Raw genomic sequence first — 12,096 nt, forward strand, 5'->3', positions numbered from 1 at the left:
GCTTACCGACGCGACACGCTGGGTATCGGTAGAGACACCAGCAAACGCGGAGGTGAACCACATGATTCAGAAGCGGATCGGGCAGTGGGCGGTCATGGCGGTCGCCGTGCCGCTGGCAGCGGCCGGTGCTCGCCGGCTCAGCCACACGCTTGAGGCCCGTCGTGGCCCGACCGGAGTGAGTCGGCTCCTGACCAGAGGCGCCGACCTGATCCGGCCGCAGAAGGCCAAGCGGCGTCGGTTCTTCTGACCCCCTCGACGGCCGGGCAACCCCGGCCGTCGAGCCGAACGCCCCGCGCCCCGGCCTCTCCGGCCGGACCGCGGGGCGTTCCACTGTCAGCGCTCCCGGGCGTCAGCCCTCCAGTTCGGAGCGGTCACCCGCCCACAGGGTGTGGAACGAGCCGTCCCGGTCCACCCGGCGGTAGGTGTGCGCGCCGAAATTGTCCCGCAGCCCCTGGATCAGTGCGGCCGGCAGCCGCTCGGCGCGCAGCGCGTCGAAGTAGGCGAGCGACGACGAGAAGGCAGGCGTCGGCACGCCCGCCCGGGCCGCGTCGGCCACCACCCGCCGCCAGCCCGGCACCCCGGCGCCGACCCGGTCGGCGAACCAGGGCGCGACGAGCAGCGTCGCCAGCTCCGGCTCACCGTCGTACGCCTCCCGGATCCGGTCCAGGAAACGGGCCCGGATGATGCAGCCGCCCCGCCAGATGGTGGCCGTGCCACCCAGGTCGATGTCCCAGTCGTACTCCCGGCTGCCGGCGCGGATGTGGTCGAAGCCCTGCGCGTACGCGACGATCTTGCTGGCCAGCAGCGCGCGGCGCACGTCCTCGACGAACGTGTCCCGGTCGTCCACCTGCCACTTCTCGCCGGCGTCGGGGAACACGCGGCGGGCGGCCTCGCGCTGGTCGGCGTGGCCGGACAGCGACCTGGCGAAGGTGGCCTCGGCGATGCCGGTGATCGGGATGCCCAGGTCCAGCGCGCTCTGCACGGTCCAGCGGCCGGTGCCCTTCTGCTCGGCCTGGTCGAGCACCACGTCCACGAACGCCTTGCCGGTCGCCGCGTCGGTGTGGCCGAGCACGTCGGCGGTGATCTCGATGAGGAACGACTCCAGCTCGCCGCCGTTCCACTCCCGGAAGATCTCCGCGATCTCCGCCGGGCTCGCGGACAGACCGGCCCGCAAGAGGTCGTACGCCTCGGCGATGAGCTGCATGTCGGCGTACTCGATGCCGTTGTGCACCATCTTGACGAAGTGCCCGGCGCCGTCCGGCCCGACGTGCCGGCAGCAGGAGACGCCCTCGACCTGCGCGGCGATCTTCTCGAAGATCGGCCCGAGCTTGCGGTAGGACTCCGCCGAGCCGCCCGGCATGATGCTCGGACCGAGCAGCGCGCCCTCCTCGCCACCGGAGACGCCGGTGCCGACGAAGTGCAGCCCGTGCGTACGCAGCGCCTCCTCCCGGCGACGGGTGTCGGCGAAGTGCGCGTTGCCGCAGTCGACGACGATGTCCCCCTCCTCCAGCAGCGGGATCAGCTCGTCGATCACGGCGTCGGTAGGCGCGCCGGCCTTCACCATCACGATCACCGCACGTGGCCGCTCCAGCGAGCCGACGAAGTCGGCAAGCGACTCGGACGGCACGAAGGTGCCCTCGTCGCCGTGCTCGGCGACCAGGCTGCGGGTGCGTGCAGGCGTTCGGTTGTGCACCGCCACGGAGAAGCCGTTGCGGGCCAGGTTCCGGGCCAGGTTGCGACCCATCACCGCTAGACCGGTGACCCCGATCTGCGCCGTCGCCTGTTCTGCCATGCGTACCGCCCCTCTCGTCCGCGCCGCGTACCGCGACCGTCCTCGTTGCCGTCATGCGACCGTATCGCGGTCGTACAGGGAGCGGACCACACCTCGACGGTGGGTGAGGAACCGGTGGCGGCCCGTCTCACCCCTCGGCCAGGCGCGCCTCGACGTGGGCGACCTTCGCGGTAAGCGCGTCGGTCACACCGGGACGTAGATCGGCCTTGAGCACGAGGCTGACCCGGGGCGCCTGCGCCGCGACGGTGTCGACGGCCCGCTTCACCACCGCCATCACCTCGTCCCACTCACCCTCGACTGTGGTGAACATGGCGTCGGTCCGGTTCGGCAGGCCGGATTCACGAACCACCCGGACGGCATCGGCGACCAGGTCGCCCACGGACTCACCCACGCCGAGCGGAGTGATGGAGAACGCGATAAGCATGCCGACGATGGTGCCAGTAATTCGGATGCGACCGCCTACCGCTTCGGGCTAGCGTGTCGGCATGCGTAAGTGACGCCCTTCCTCCGAGCCCGGTCCACCGGCCACATGTGCCGTGGACCCGTCCCGCTCCGGGCGTCCGCATCCTCTCCCCACCGCCGTTGTTCGCGGTGACTGTCGTGATCGGATCGCACCGGGGCACCCGCTCGGCGCGTCCCTGGTCGGCGCGCCCGACAGACAGGAGGCCCGCGGATGCCCGCGAAGCGCACCCCGAAAAAGTCCCGTACCTCGTCGCCGCTGGGGCTGACCCCGGCTGCTGCCGACGTGCTCGCCGTGTCCCCGTCGACACCGGTGAACCTGCCCGCGGCTGGTTCCATCGGTCCGGCTGTGCCGGCGTTACCCGATTCGGCGTCGTCCGGTTCGGTGTCGGCCGGTTCGGTGTCGGCCGGTTCGGTGTCGGCCGGTCTGGTGTCGGCTCGCCCAGCGCCGCCGAAGGCCGGCCCGCCCGCCGGCCGCGACGCCCGGCTGGCCGGCCGAAGCCAGCGAGCCGGGCAGAACCGGTTCTACGCCTTCCGGCGCAGCTGACCGCCATCGGCCCCGGCCTCCGCGCGTCCCTCGACGGGCGCGCGGAGAGACCGCCACAGATCTTGGAAGCTCCCGGCCCCTCCAGGGGCCCTTCCCTTCCAAGATCCGAAATCGATCCGGTCGATCATGAAGTTGACGGCGACAAAACGGACAGGGAGTGCCGTCAACTTCATGATCACCGCGGTGCGGTGCGGTGCAGTGCGGCGCGCCGGGCCGCGCTGAGCTGGGCTGGTTGGGGTGGGCGGGGGAGGGGGTCAGCCGATCAGGGGGCGGAAGGCGCCCAGGGCGATGCTCGTGGTGAGGGCGCCGGCTGCCAGTGCGGCGGCGGCGACCACGAGCAGGGCGTCCGCCCGGGTGAAGTGCTGCCGGCGGGCGACCGTACGCGGGGTGCCCGCGTCGAAGCCTCGGGCGTCCATCGCCACCGCCAGCCGGGTACCCCGCCGGATCGCGCCCACCAGCAGTGTGAACGCGGTGGACGCGAAGAGCCGTAGCTGGGCCACCGGGTTGCGGCCGGCGTCCACGCCCCGGGCTCGCCGGGCCATGCTGATCATCCGCCACTCCTGTTCGAGGAGCGGCACCATCCGGAACGCGGCAAGCGCGCCGATGGCGAAGCGGGCCGGGGCCTTGGCGTTCTGGATCAGAGCGTCGGCGAGTTCCGTCGGGTCGGTGGTGGCGAACACGATGATGCCGGGCAGCGCCACCGCGAGCATCCGCAGCACCAGCCCGAGCGCGGTGACAAGCACGCCCTCGGTGACCAGCACCGGACCGGCCTCGACGAGCACCCGGCCGGACCGGTCGGCGGCGAAGAGCACAAGCGTGACCAGGATGCCGACGGCGGCGGCCAGCAGCGGCCACGCCCGGCGGGCGAGCACCCGGTAGCGGACGCCGAACAGCGGCAGCACGGCCAGTTCGACGGCGATGGCGATGGCCGGCGCGACCGGGTCCAGCGTCGCCACCAGCACCATGGTGAACACCATCGCGGCGGCCAGCTTCGCGACCGGGTTGCGCCGGGCCAACGGGGCGCCGGGCGTCGCCACCGGTTCCAGGCCGATCACGGCGCACCCGACCGTCGGCCGTTCGGCGAGGGAGGCCGGCCCGGTCCGCTGGATCCGGCCGGGCGGTCCAGGGTGAGCGTCCGGTCGGCGAGCGCGGCCACGAAGTCCGCGTCGTGGGTCACCGTGACCACGCCGTGGCCGGCGTCGCGCAGCTCGGCGAGCACGTCGACCAGCTCCAGCCACGTCCGCCGGTCCTGGCCGAACGTGGGCTCGTCGCAGATCAGCAGGCGGGGCGCGGTGGCCAGGGCGGTCGCCACGCTCAGCCGCCGCGCTTCGCCGCCGGAGAGGGTGTACGGGTTGGCGCCGGCGAGCCGGTCCAGCCGCAGGCGGTGCAGCAGCGCGTCCACGGTGCCGGTGACCTCGGCCTCGGACCGGCCGGTCCGGCGCGGCCCGAGCGCCAGCTCGTCGCGGACGGTGCCGGTGACGAACTGGTGCTCCGGGTCCTGGAAGACCGAGCCGATCCGGCGGGCCAGCGCGGGCGCGCGCCAGCGGTGCGGGGGAGTACGCGCGTCCCGGCCGGCCAGGTCGGTGGAGGCGGTGACCGTGCCGGTGCCGGGGCGCGTCAGTCCGCCGAGGAGCAGCGCGAGGGTGGACTTGCCGACGCCGTTGGGGCCGAGGACGGCGAGCGCCTCGCCGGCGCGTACCCGAAGGTCGGTGGGGGCCAGCCGGGGTGGCAGGCCGAGCCGGTCGGCGGTGAGCAGCACGTCGCCGGGTGGCGCGGTGGCGTGCCGGGGCGGCGCGGTGTGCCCGGGCACCCAGACCCCGGCGGCGGCAAGTGCCTCGCCGTGTGTGGCGAAGACCGCCTCGGGTGGACCGTCGGCGCGCACGCCGCCGCCGGGTTCCAGCACCACCACCCGGTCGACGAGCGGGAGCGCCTCGGTGACCCGGTGCTCGACCAGGATCAGTGTGGTGTCCGGGTCGAGCGCGTCGGCGACGGCGCGGCGGATCAGCGCGGCGCCGGCCGGGTCGAGGTTGGCGGTGGGCTCGTCGAGCAGCAGCAGCCCGGGCCGCAGCGCGAGCGTGCCGGCGAGGGCCAGTCGCTGCTGCTCGCCACCGCTGAGCGCGGCGGTCGGGCGGTCCCGGTGGTAGGGGAAGCCGACCCGGCGCAGCGCCTCGTCCACCCGGGGCCAGATCTCCTCGGCCGGTACGCCCCGGTTCTCCAGCCCGAACGCGACGTCGTCACCGGAGCGGGCCATCACGAGCTGGGTTTCCGGGTCCTGGAAGACGACGCCGACGCGCTCGCGGGCCTTGCGCGGGTCCAGCCCGTCGATCTCGACGGTGCCCTCCTGCTCGCCGGAGTCCTCGGGCAGCAGCCCGGCCAGCGCCGCCAGCAGCGTGCTCTTGCCCGCCCCCGAGGCCCCGAGCAGCAGCACCCGCTCCCCACTCTCGACGCGCAGGTCCACCCCCCGCACCGCCCAGCGCTTCCGTCCCCCGTGCCGCCACCCGAACCCCCGAAGAGCCACCCCGCTCACCGCTCCACCCCCTCTGCCTCGTCGATCATGAAGTTGACGGCACCACAACGCGCCGAAATCACCGTCAACTTCATGATCGACAGCGGGATACCCGTCAGACCAGGGCTCGGTCGCGGCCGGCGGGGAATCGGTCCAGGACGCCTGTGTTGGCCAGGGCCCGGGTGAGGAAATGGGCGCCGACGCCGGCGACGATCGTGGCGCTGACGATCGTGATCAGCGCGTAGGGGATGCGGTAGGTGGTCAGCTCGTAGGTCTTGTTCCAGTAGACGAAGTCGAAGATGGCCGCGCCGAGGCCGGTGAGCGCGCCGGCAAGCGTCGCCACCGGCAGCCGGAACGAGCGGTAGCGGAACGCGGCGAACGCCAGCTCGGCCCCGATGCCCTGCATCAGGCCCTGGAGGATCACGATGCCGGCCCACTGGCTGCCCAGCAGCGCGGAGATGATCGCGGCCACCGTCTCGCAGTAGAGCGCGGCGCCCGGCTTGCGGATGATCAGGCCGGCGAGCACCGCCGGGATCAGCCACACGCCGTAGAGCACCGCCTGCGCCGGCGGGAAGAACGCGAACGCCGCGTCGGTGGCGCTCCAGAGCAGGCCCCAGGCCCAGAAGACGACGCCGAAGGCGACGGCGATCACCGAGGCGACGACGATGTCGACGGTACGCCAGCGGTTGCTGTCGGTGTGGTTCATGACGGACTCCCAGTTCGTGGTGCGGAACCAGGAGAAGACGCACGCCGCGCCCGGAACGTGCCCGGACGTCGACGCGGCTGGAGGTCGACCGAACTCCCTGCGCTGGCATTACCCAGATCAGGTTCGAGGGTCTGCGGGCACCGGCCCGCACTCTCAGCGCTGTGCGCTCCCCTGTCGGATGTGAAGTTGTCTCAATGGCAGACGCTAGCACCGATGTCGGGCCCCGGCCCAGCAGGGCGACTGTCGGTATGGTGGCGATCATGCGGGTCGAGGCGCGGAATCTGACATTCGAGGTACGCACCGGCGGCCCCGAGGGCGGCGACCCGGTCCTGCTGCTGCACGGCTTCCCGCAGCACGCCGGCGAGTGGGACGCGGTGACGCCCGCGCTGCACGCCGCCGGGCTGCGCACGTACGCGCTCGACCAGCGCGGCTACGCGCCCGGCGCACGGCCGGACGCCGTCGAGGCGTACCGGATTCCGGAGTTGGTGGCCGACGCGGCGGCCGTGCTTGACGCGCTCGGGGTGACCACCGCGCACCTGGTCGGCCACGACTGGGGCGCGATCGTCGCCTGGGGCCTGGCGGCGGCGCACCCGGAGCGGGTGCGGACGTTGACCGCGGTGTCGGTGCCGCACCCGGCCGCGATGGGGCACGCGCTCGCCACCGACCCGCGGCAGAAGGCGAAGTCCGCCTACATGGCGTTGTTCCGGATGCCGGGCAGGGCGGAGACGGTGCTGCTGGCGTTGCGCGGGGCCGCGTTGCGCCGGCTGCTGCGCGGGGTCGGCGACTCCGACGCGGTCGCCCGCTACGCCGAGCCGATGCGCGAGCCGGGCGCGCTCACCGCCGCGCTCAACTGGTACCGGGCGATGAGCGGATCGGACATGAAGGCGGTCGGGCCGGTGGCGGTGCCGACCACGTACGTGTGGAGCGACCGGGACGTGGCGATCGGCCGGACCGCCGCCGAGGCGTGCGCGGCGCACGTCACAGGCGACTACCGCTTCGTGACGCTCCCCGGCGTCAGCCACTGGATCCCCGACGAGGCCCCCGGCCCGCTGGCCGAGGCGATCCTCGCCCGGGTGCGAGGGACGGAGCAGGCATGACGGTGAACGCCCAGGCGTACCTGGCCACGGTGACGGAGATGATGGGTCGGGTGGCCGCCGAGCAGCGGGAGAACGTGGCCGCGGCGGCCGACCTGATCGCCGCGGCGGTACGCGCCGACGGGGTGGTGCACGCGTTCGGCACCGGGCACTCCGAGGCGCTCGCCATGGAGATCGCCGGCCGGGCCGGCGGGCTGGTGCCCACCAACCGGATCGCGCTGCGTGACCTGGTGCTTGTCGGCGGCGAGCCGGCCGACGTGCTCGGCCCGAAGCTGGAACGCGAGCCGGCGGTGGCGCACCGCCTCTACGAGCTGGCCCCGATCCGGCCGCCGGACGTGTTCGTGCTGGCCTCCAACTCGGGCGTGAACGGGGCGATGGTCGAGTTCGCGTCAGTGGTGAAGGAGCACGGGCATCCCCTGGTGGCGATCACCTCGGCACGGCACTCGGCCCGGATGACCTCGCGGCACCCGTCCGGCCGTAAGCTCGCCGACTTCGCCGACGTGGTGCTCGACAACGGCGCCCCGTACGGCGACGCCACGCTGCCGCTACCAGGCGGCGGCGCGGTCGGCGCGGTCTCCTCGATCACCGCCGCGTTGCTGGCCCAGCAGATCACCGTCGAGGTGGTGGCCCGGCTGCTGGCGGCGGGGGAGCGACCGCCGGTCTACCTGTCGGCGAACATCGCCGGCGGGGACGAGCACAACGCCGAGTGGGAGGCCCGGTACGCGGGCCGGATCCGCCGGGGTTCCTGAACCGGTTTCGTGATCATCTGAACCGGGCACAGGCGCTGCTGCCGGTGGGCGTTCACCCGCCGGTCGTGCCGTCTTCACCGGAGGTTCACGAGTGTCCAAGGAATCCGAGCGGCAGCGTTGGCAACGCAACTTCGCCGACCTGCTCCAGGAGCTGCGCGTCGCGCAGACAGGTGTGCAGATCCTCTTCGCCTTCCTGCTGACGCTGCCCTTCAGCAACGGGTTCACCCGGACCACCGAGTTCCAGCGTGACGTCTACATCCTGGCGCTGCTGACCGCCGCCGCGTCCGCCGCGATGATCATTTCGCCGGTCGCGTTCCACCGGGCGCTGTTCCGCCAGGGTCGCAAGCCGGAGCTGGTCCGCTTCGCCCACCGGATGGCCACCGGTGGCCTGTTCTTCATGCTGATCGCCATGGTCAGCTCGGTCCTGCTGGTGAGCGACTTCGTGCTGGACCGGCCGATCGCGTTCCTGCTCAGCGCGCTCACCGGGATCTGGTTCCTGCTCTTCTGGGCGATCCTGCCGTTCAGCCGCCGCAACTGGGGCGACGACGACATCGACGATGACGACGACGACCCGGCGACGCTCACCGCCGACTGACGGTCCGCCAAATCGGGCGTGCACGCGAGGCTACCCCTGGGTAACACCCGGGGGTAGCGTCGTTTTCGTCGCATCCGGACCGACCATCCAGGAGGCAGCTGTGACCACGACACAGAACAACGCCGACGGGGTGGGGCCGCTGCCCACCGAGGCCGGCCAGGTCTCGGAGAAGGAGGCCCGTCAGGTCGCCGAGGCGGCCCGCGAGGCGGCCTGGGACCGGCCCAGCTTCGGCAAGGAACTCTTCCTCGGCCGGTTCCGGCTCGACCTGATCAACCCGTGGCCCCGGTCCGACCCGGCCGACGCGGCCCGGGCGGAGGAGTTCCTCGGCGCGTTCGGGGCCTACCTGGGTGCCGAGGTGGACGGCGCGGCGATCGAGCGCGACGCGCACATCCCGGACGAGGTGTTCCACGGGCTGGCCCGGCTCGGCGCCTTCGGCATGAAGATCGACCGGAGGTACGGCGGTCTCGGGCTGAGCAACCTGCACTACTGCCGGGCGCTGATGCTCGCCGGCTCGGTGAACCCGGCGATCGGCGCGCTGCTCTCCGCGCACCAGTCGATCGGCGTGCCGCAGCCGCTGAAGATGTTCGGCACGCCCGAGCAGAAGCAGCGTTTCCTGCCCCGGCTGGCCGCCGGCGAGGTGTCCGCGTTCCTGCTCACCGAGCCGGACGTCGGCTCCGACCCGGCCCGGCTCGCCACCACCGCCAAGCCGACCCCCGACGGCGCCGGCTACCGGCTCAACGGTCTGAAGCTGTGGGCCACCAACGGCACCGTGGCCACGCTGCTCGTGGTGATGGCCCGGGTGCCGGCCGCGGAAGGGCGGCGCGGCGGGATCACCGCCTTCGTGGTGGAGGGCGACAGCGAGGGCATCACGGTGGAGCGGCGCAACGCCTTCGTCGGGCTGCGCGGCCTGGAGAACAGCCTCACCCGGTTCCACGACGTCTTCGTGCCGAAGGAGAACGTGATCGGCGGCGAGGGCAAGGGCCTGAAGATCGCGTTGACCACGTTGAACACCGGTCGGCTCTCGCTGCCGGCGATGTGCGTGGGCGCCGGCAAGTGGGCGCTCAACGTGGCGCGGGAGTGGGCCGCCGACCGGGTCCAGTGGGGCCGGCCGGTCGGCGAGCACGAGGCGGTGGCGAAGAAGCTGGCGTTCATCGCCGCCACCACCTACGGCATGGAGTCCATGCTTGATCTGTCCTGCCTGCTCGCCGACGACGACCGCAACGACATCCGGATCGAGGCGGCGCTTGTCAAGCTCTACGCCAGCGAGATGGCCTGGCGGATCGCCGACGAGCTGATCCAGATCCGGGGCGGGCGCGGCTACGAGACGGCCGAGTCGCTCGAAGCCCGGGGGGAGCGCCCGGCCGCCGTCGAGCAGCTTCTGCGCGACCTGCGGATCAACCGGATCTTCGAGGGCTCCACCGAGATCATGCACCTGCTGATCGCCCGGGAGGCGGTCGACGCGCACCTGTCGGTGGCGGGCGACATCATCGACCCGGACGCCGGGCTGGGCCGCAAGGCGGCGGCCGGCGCGCGGGCCGGCGCCTTCTACGCAAAGTGGCTGCCCACGCTCGCCGTCGGCAGGGGCCAGGCGCCCGGGGCGTACCAGGAGTTCGGGCCGCTGGCCGGGCACCTGCGGCACGTCGAGCGCACCTCGCGCAAGCTGGCCCGCTCGACGTTCTACGCGATGTCCCGCTGGCAGGGAAAGATGGAGCGCAAGCAGGCGTTCCTCGGCCGGGTGGTGGACATCGGCGCGGAGCTGTTCGCGATGTCCGCGGTCTGCGTGCGGGCCTACGCCGAGCTGGCCGAGCACCCGGAGAACGTCGAGCTGGCGGACCTGTTCTGCCGGCAGGCGCGGCTGCGCGTCGACGAGCTGTTCACCGGCCTGTGGTCGAACACCGACTCGGTGGACGTGGCCGCCGCCCGGCGGATCGTCGCCGGCCGGTACGCCTCGGTCGAGGCCGGCGTGCTCACCCCACCCACCGACCTCCCCTGGGTATCCCGCTGGCAGCCCGGCCCGTCCACCGCCGACGACGTCCGCCGCCGGATCTGAAAGGAGGGGCCCCTGCTTAACGCTTCAGGTATAGGCGGGGGCCCCTTTTAACCCCGCTCACGCGCGGGCGACCGCCCAGGCGATCACCGCGGCGAGGATCAGGCCGTTGAGCGCGGCCAGCACGAGGTACGCCGCCGGCGGGATCTTGCGGCCCTTGCGGACGAAGCTCACCAGCACGCCCGCGTAGACGAGCAGCAGCACGGCGACGACGATCAGGAAGTACAGCACCGGCACACCCTACCGGCCGGTGCGCAGCCCCAGCCCGCGCAGCTCCAGCGCGGCGAGCGCGTCGACTGTCGCGTCGTCGCCGCGCCGCCACGCCTCGGCCACGTCCGGCGCGATCCGGTTGAGCTTCGACAGCGGCTGGCCGGCGAGCGCGCGCAACGCCAGCAGGTCCCGACCGGCCGGCGCGGTGGACATGGCCTTCGCCGCGCCCGCCCGGCGCATCCACCGCACCCGCAGCGGCAGCCAGCCGAAGAGCACCAGCCCGAGGGGGAACACCAGCACCGCGACGGTGAGCGCCAGGGCGAGCTGGCCGACCAGCTCCTGCTGGTCACGGCCGGCGTCGGCCATCGCGCGCGCGGCGTCGGCGGCCCGGGTGAAGGGCGCGGTCAGCTCGTCGCCGACAATCGGCACCCGCCCCACCTTGCCGCCGGCGTCGGCCAGGTTGTCGGCGAGTCCGGCGCCCGCCCCCTCAAGCTTCTGCCCGGGTACGGCGAGCTTCTCCACCAGGTCGTGCACCCAGAACGCGAAGCGGATCGCCGCGTACACCCAGACGACCACGAGCAGATCGGTGAGGAGCTGGCGGAGAGCGGTCGGAAAGCGGTCGGCGTAGATCTTCACGCCGGACAGCCTGCCACGGCGCGGCCACGGCGGCACCGGTCGGTTTTACCGGCCGGCGCAGGCCGGACAGGTGCCGAAGATCTCGAAGGTGTGGCTGACCTCGGTGAAGCCGTGCTCGGCGGAGATCCGGTCGGCCCACTTCTCCACCGCCGGGCCGGCCACCTCCACGGTACGACCGCAGCCCCGGCACACCAGATGGTGGTGGTGGCCGCCGCTGCACCGCCGGTAGAGGTGCTCGCCGCCCGGCGGGCGCATCACGTCGATCTCGTTCGCGTCGGCGAGCGCCTGCAACGTCCGGTAGACAGTGGTCAGCCCGATCCGGTCGCCGCGCCGGCGCAGCATGGCGTGCAGGTCCTGGGCGCTGTGGAAGCCCTCGACCTCGTCCAGCAGGGCGCTCACCGCGCTGCGCTGCCGGGTGGTGCGCGGGGTGCCGGTGGTCATGCCGGTCCCTCCCCGGCGTGGCTCACCGCGTCCGACACGATGTGCGCGACGTGCTCGTCGACCAGGGCGTACGCGATCTCCCGACCGCGCCGCGAGCCGCGCACCACGCCGGCCCCGCGCAGCACTCGCAGGTGCTGGGAGACAAGCGGCTGGGTCGCGCCGAGCTTCTCGACCAGCTCGTGCACGCAGCGCTCGCCCTCGGCCAGCTCGCTCACGATGGCGAGCCGGATCGGAGCGGAGAGGGCGCGTAGCAGATCCCCCGCGCCCTCGAAGGCGTCGTACCCGTTGGTGCCGGTCACCCCGTAATGATAACC

The 12,096-nt window shown here is 72.8% G+C and carries 15 protein-coding genes and 1 riboswitch; of the genes, 6 read left to right on the plus strand and 9 right to left on the minus strand.

Translation table 11 applies throughout. The features are described 5' to 3' along the window. Window positions 1–61 precede the first annotated feature (61 nt). Window positions 62–247, plus strand: coding sequence for a hypothetical protein (locus tag SM450_RS20700; protein ID WP_474621395.1), 186 nt, complete (start codon window positions 62–64; stop codon window positions 245–247). Window positions 248–349: 102 nt separating this feature from the next. On the opposite strand, the gene gndA is transcribed toward SM450_RS20700, so the two are convergent. After that, a complete protein-coding gene (gndA, locus tag SM450_RS20705) occupies window positions 350–1,792 on the minus strand; it encodes an NADP-dependent phosphogluconate dehydrogenase (protein ID WP_474621396.1) in 1,443 nt (480 codons plus the stop codon). Between the two features lie 127 nt (window positions 1,793–1,919). Further along, window positions 1,920–2,216, minus strand: a complete 297-nt coding sequence (locus SM450_RS20710) for an MTH1187 family thiamine-binding protein (RefSeq protein ID WP_282284046.1) — start codon at window positions 2,214–2,216, stop codon at window positions 1,920–1,922. Window positions 2,217–2,465: 249 nt separating this feature from the next. Between SM450_RS20710 and SM450_RS20715 the strand changes: the two genes are divergently transcribed. Continuing rightward, entirely contained in the window at window positions 2,466–2,798 is a 333-nt protein-coding gene (locus SM450_RS20715; protein ID WP_474621397.1) for a hypothetical protein, read from the plus strand. 254 nt (window positions 2,799–3,052) lie between these two features. On the opposite strand, the gene SM450_RS20720 is transcribed toward SM450_RS20715, so the two are convergent. The 3 genes from SM450_RS20720 to SM450_RS20730 all read right to left on the minus strand — a co-directional run bounded on the left by SM450_RS20720 (window position 3,053) and on the right by SM450_RS20730 (window position 6,010). Continuing rightward, window positions 3,053–3,853, minus strand: coding sequence for an energy-coupling factor transporter transmembrane component T family protein (locus SM450_RS20720; RefSeq protein ID WP_474621398.1), 801 nt, complete (start codon window positions 3,851–3,853; stop codon window positions 3,053–3,055). Then, entirely contained in the window at window positions 3,850–5,325 is a 1,476-nt protein-coding gene (locus SM450_RS20725; RefSeq protein ID WP_474621399.1) for an ABC transporter ATP-binding protein, read from the minus strand. Before SM450_RS20725 ends, SM450_RS20720 begins: the two co-directional genes overlap by 4 nt. Window positions 5,326–5,419: 94 nt before the next feature. Continuing rightward, the gene (locus tag SM450_RS20730; protein ID WP_474621400.1) at window positions 5,420–6,010 is read right to left on the minus strand and encodes an ECF transporter S component; all 591 of its coding nucleotides are present in this window, start codon (window positions 6,008–6,010) and stop codon (window positions 5,420–5,422) included. Window positions 6,011–6,086: 76 nt separating this feature from the next. Then, window positions 6,087–6,193: riboswitch (TPP riboswitch) on the minus strand. Between the two features lie 77 nt (window positions 6,194–6,270). Between SM450_RS20730 and SM450_RS20735 the strand changes: the two genes are divergently transcribed. The 4 genes from SM450_RS20735 to SM450_RS20750 all read left to right on the plus strand — a co-directional run bounded on the left by SM450_RS20735 (window position 6,271) and on the right by SM450_RS20750 (window position 10,498). Next, window positions 6,271–7,107, plus strand: coding sequence for an alpha/beta fold hydrolase (locus SM450_RS20735; protein WP_474621401.1), 837 nt, complete (start codon window positions 6,271–6,273; stop codon window positions 7,105–7,107). Then, on the plus strand, window positions 7,104–7,853 hold the full coding sequence (locus SM450_RS20740) for a sugar isomerase domain-containing protein (RefSeq protein WP_474621402.1): 750 nt from the start codon (window positions 7,104–7,106) through the stop codon (window positions 7,851–7,853). The genes SM450_RS20735 and SM450_RS20740 overlap by 4 nt, the downstream gene beginning before the upstream one ends. Window positions 7,854–7,944: 91 nt before the next feature. Then, complete coding sequence (locus tag SM450_RS20745; RefSeq protein ID WP_474621403.1) at window positions 7,945–8,448, plus strand: DUF6328 family protein; 504 nt, start codon at window positions 7,945–7,947, stop codon at window positions 8,446–8,448. 100 nt (window positions 8,449–8,548) lie between these two features. Then, window positions 8,549–10,498, plus strand: a complete 1,950-nt coding sequence (locus SM450_RS20750) for an acyl-CoA dehydrogenase family protein (RefSeq protein ID WP_474621404.1) — start codon at window positions 8,549–8,551, stop codon at window positions 10,496–10,498. Between the two features lie 57 nt (window positions 10,499–10,555). On the opposite strand, the gene SM450_RS20755 is transcribed toward SM450_RS20750, so the two are convergent. The 4 genes from SM450_RS20755 to SM450_RS20770 are packed head-to-tail and all read right to left on the minus strand — an operon-like array spanning window position 10,556 to window position 12,081. Beyond that, on the minus strand, window positions 10,556–10,726 hold the full coding sequence (locus SM450_RS20755; RefSeq protein ID WP_474621405.1) for a hypothetical protein: 171 nt from the start codon (window positions 10,724–10,726) through the stop codon (window positions 10,556–10,558). A 9-nt stretch (window positions 10,727–10,735) separates the two neighbouring features. Beyond that, window positions 10,736–11,341 (minus strand): hypothetical protein, encoded by a 606-nt coding sequence (locus SM450_RS20760; RefSeq protein WP_474621406.1) that lies wholly within the window; start codon window positions 11,339–11,341, stop codon window positions 10,736–10,738. 45 nt (window positions 11,342–11,386) lie between these two features. Continuing rightward, window positions 11,387–11,782 (minus strand): Fur family transcriptional regulator, encoded by a 396-nt coding sequence (locus SM450_RS20765; RefSeq protein WP_474621407.1) that lies wholly within the window; start codon window positions 11,780–11,782, stop codon window positions 11,387–11,389. Further along, a complete protein-coding gene (locus SM450_RS20770; protein ID WP_474621408.1) occupies window positions 11,779–12,081 on the minus strand; it encodes an ArsR/SmtB family transcription factor in 303 nt (100 codons plus the stop codon). The genes SM450_RS20765 and SM450_RS20770 overlap by 4 nt, the downstream gene beginning before the upstream one ends. Window positions 12,082–12,096: the final 15 nt, after the last annotated feature.

The sequence above is a fragment of the Micromonospora marincola genome, assembly GCF_056150385.1.

Coding starts and splice junctions, on each gene's coding strand:
- SM450_RS20700 (WP_474621395.1), top strand. CDS start 62: ATGATTCAGAAGCGGATCGGGCAGTGGGCGGTCATGGCGGTCGCCGTG.
- gndA (WP_474621396.1), bottom strand. CDS start 1,792: ATGGCAGAACAGGCGACGGCGCAGATCGGGGTCACCGGTCTAGCGGTG.
- SM450_RS20710 (WP_282284046.1), bottom strand. CDS start 2,216: ATGCTTATCGCGTTCTCCATCACTCCGCTCGGCGTGGGTGAGTCCGTG.
- SM450_RS20715 (WP_474621397.1), top strand. CDS start 2,466: ATGCCCGCGAAGCGCACCCCGAAAAAGTCCCGTACCTCGTCGCCGCTG.
- SM450_RS20730 (WP_474621400.1), bottom strand. CDS start 6,010: ATGAACCACACCGACAGCAACCGCTGGCGTACCGTCGACATCGTCGTC.
- SM450_RS20735 (WP_474621401.1), top strand. CDS start 6,271: ATGCGGGTCGAGGCGCGGAATCTGACATTCGAGGTACGCACCGGCGGC.
- SM450_RS20740 (WP_474621402.1), top strand. CDS start 7,104: ATGACGGTGAACGCCCAGGCGTACCTGGCCACGGTGACGGAGATGATG.
- SM450_RS20765 (WP_474621407.1), bottom strand. CDS start 11,782: ATGACCACCGGCACCCCGCGCACCACCCGGCAGCGCAGCGCGGTGAGC.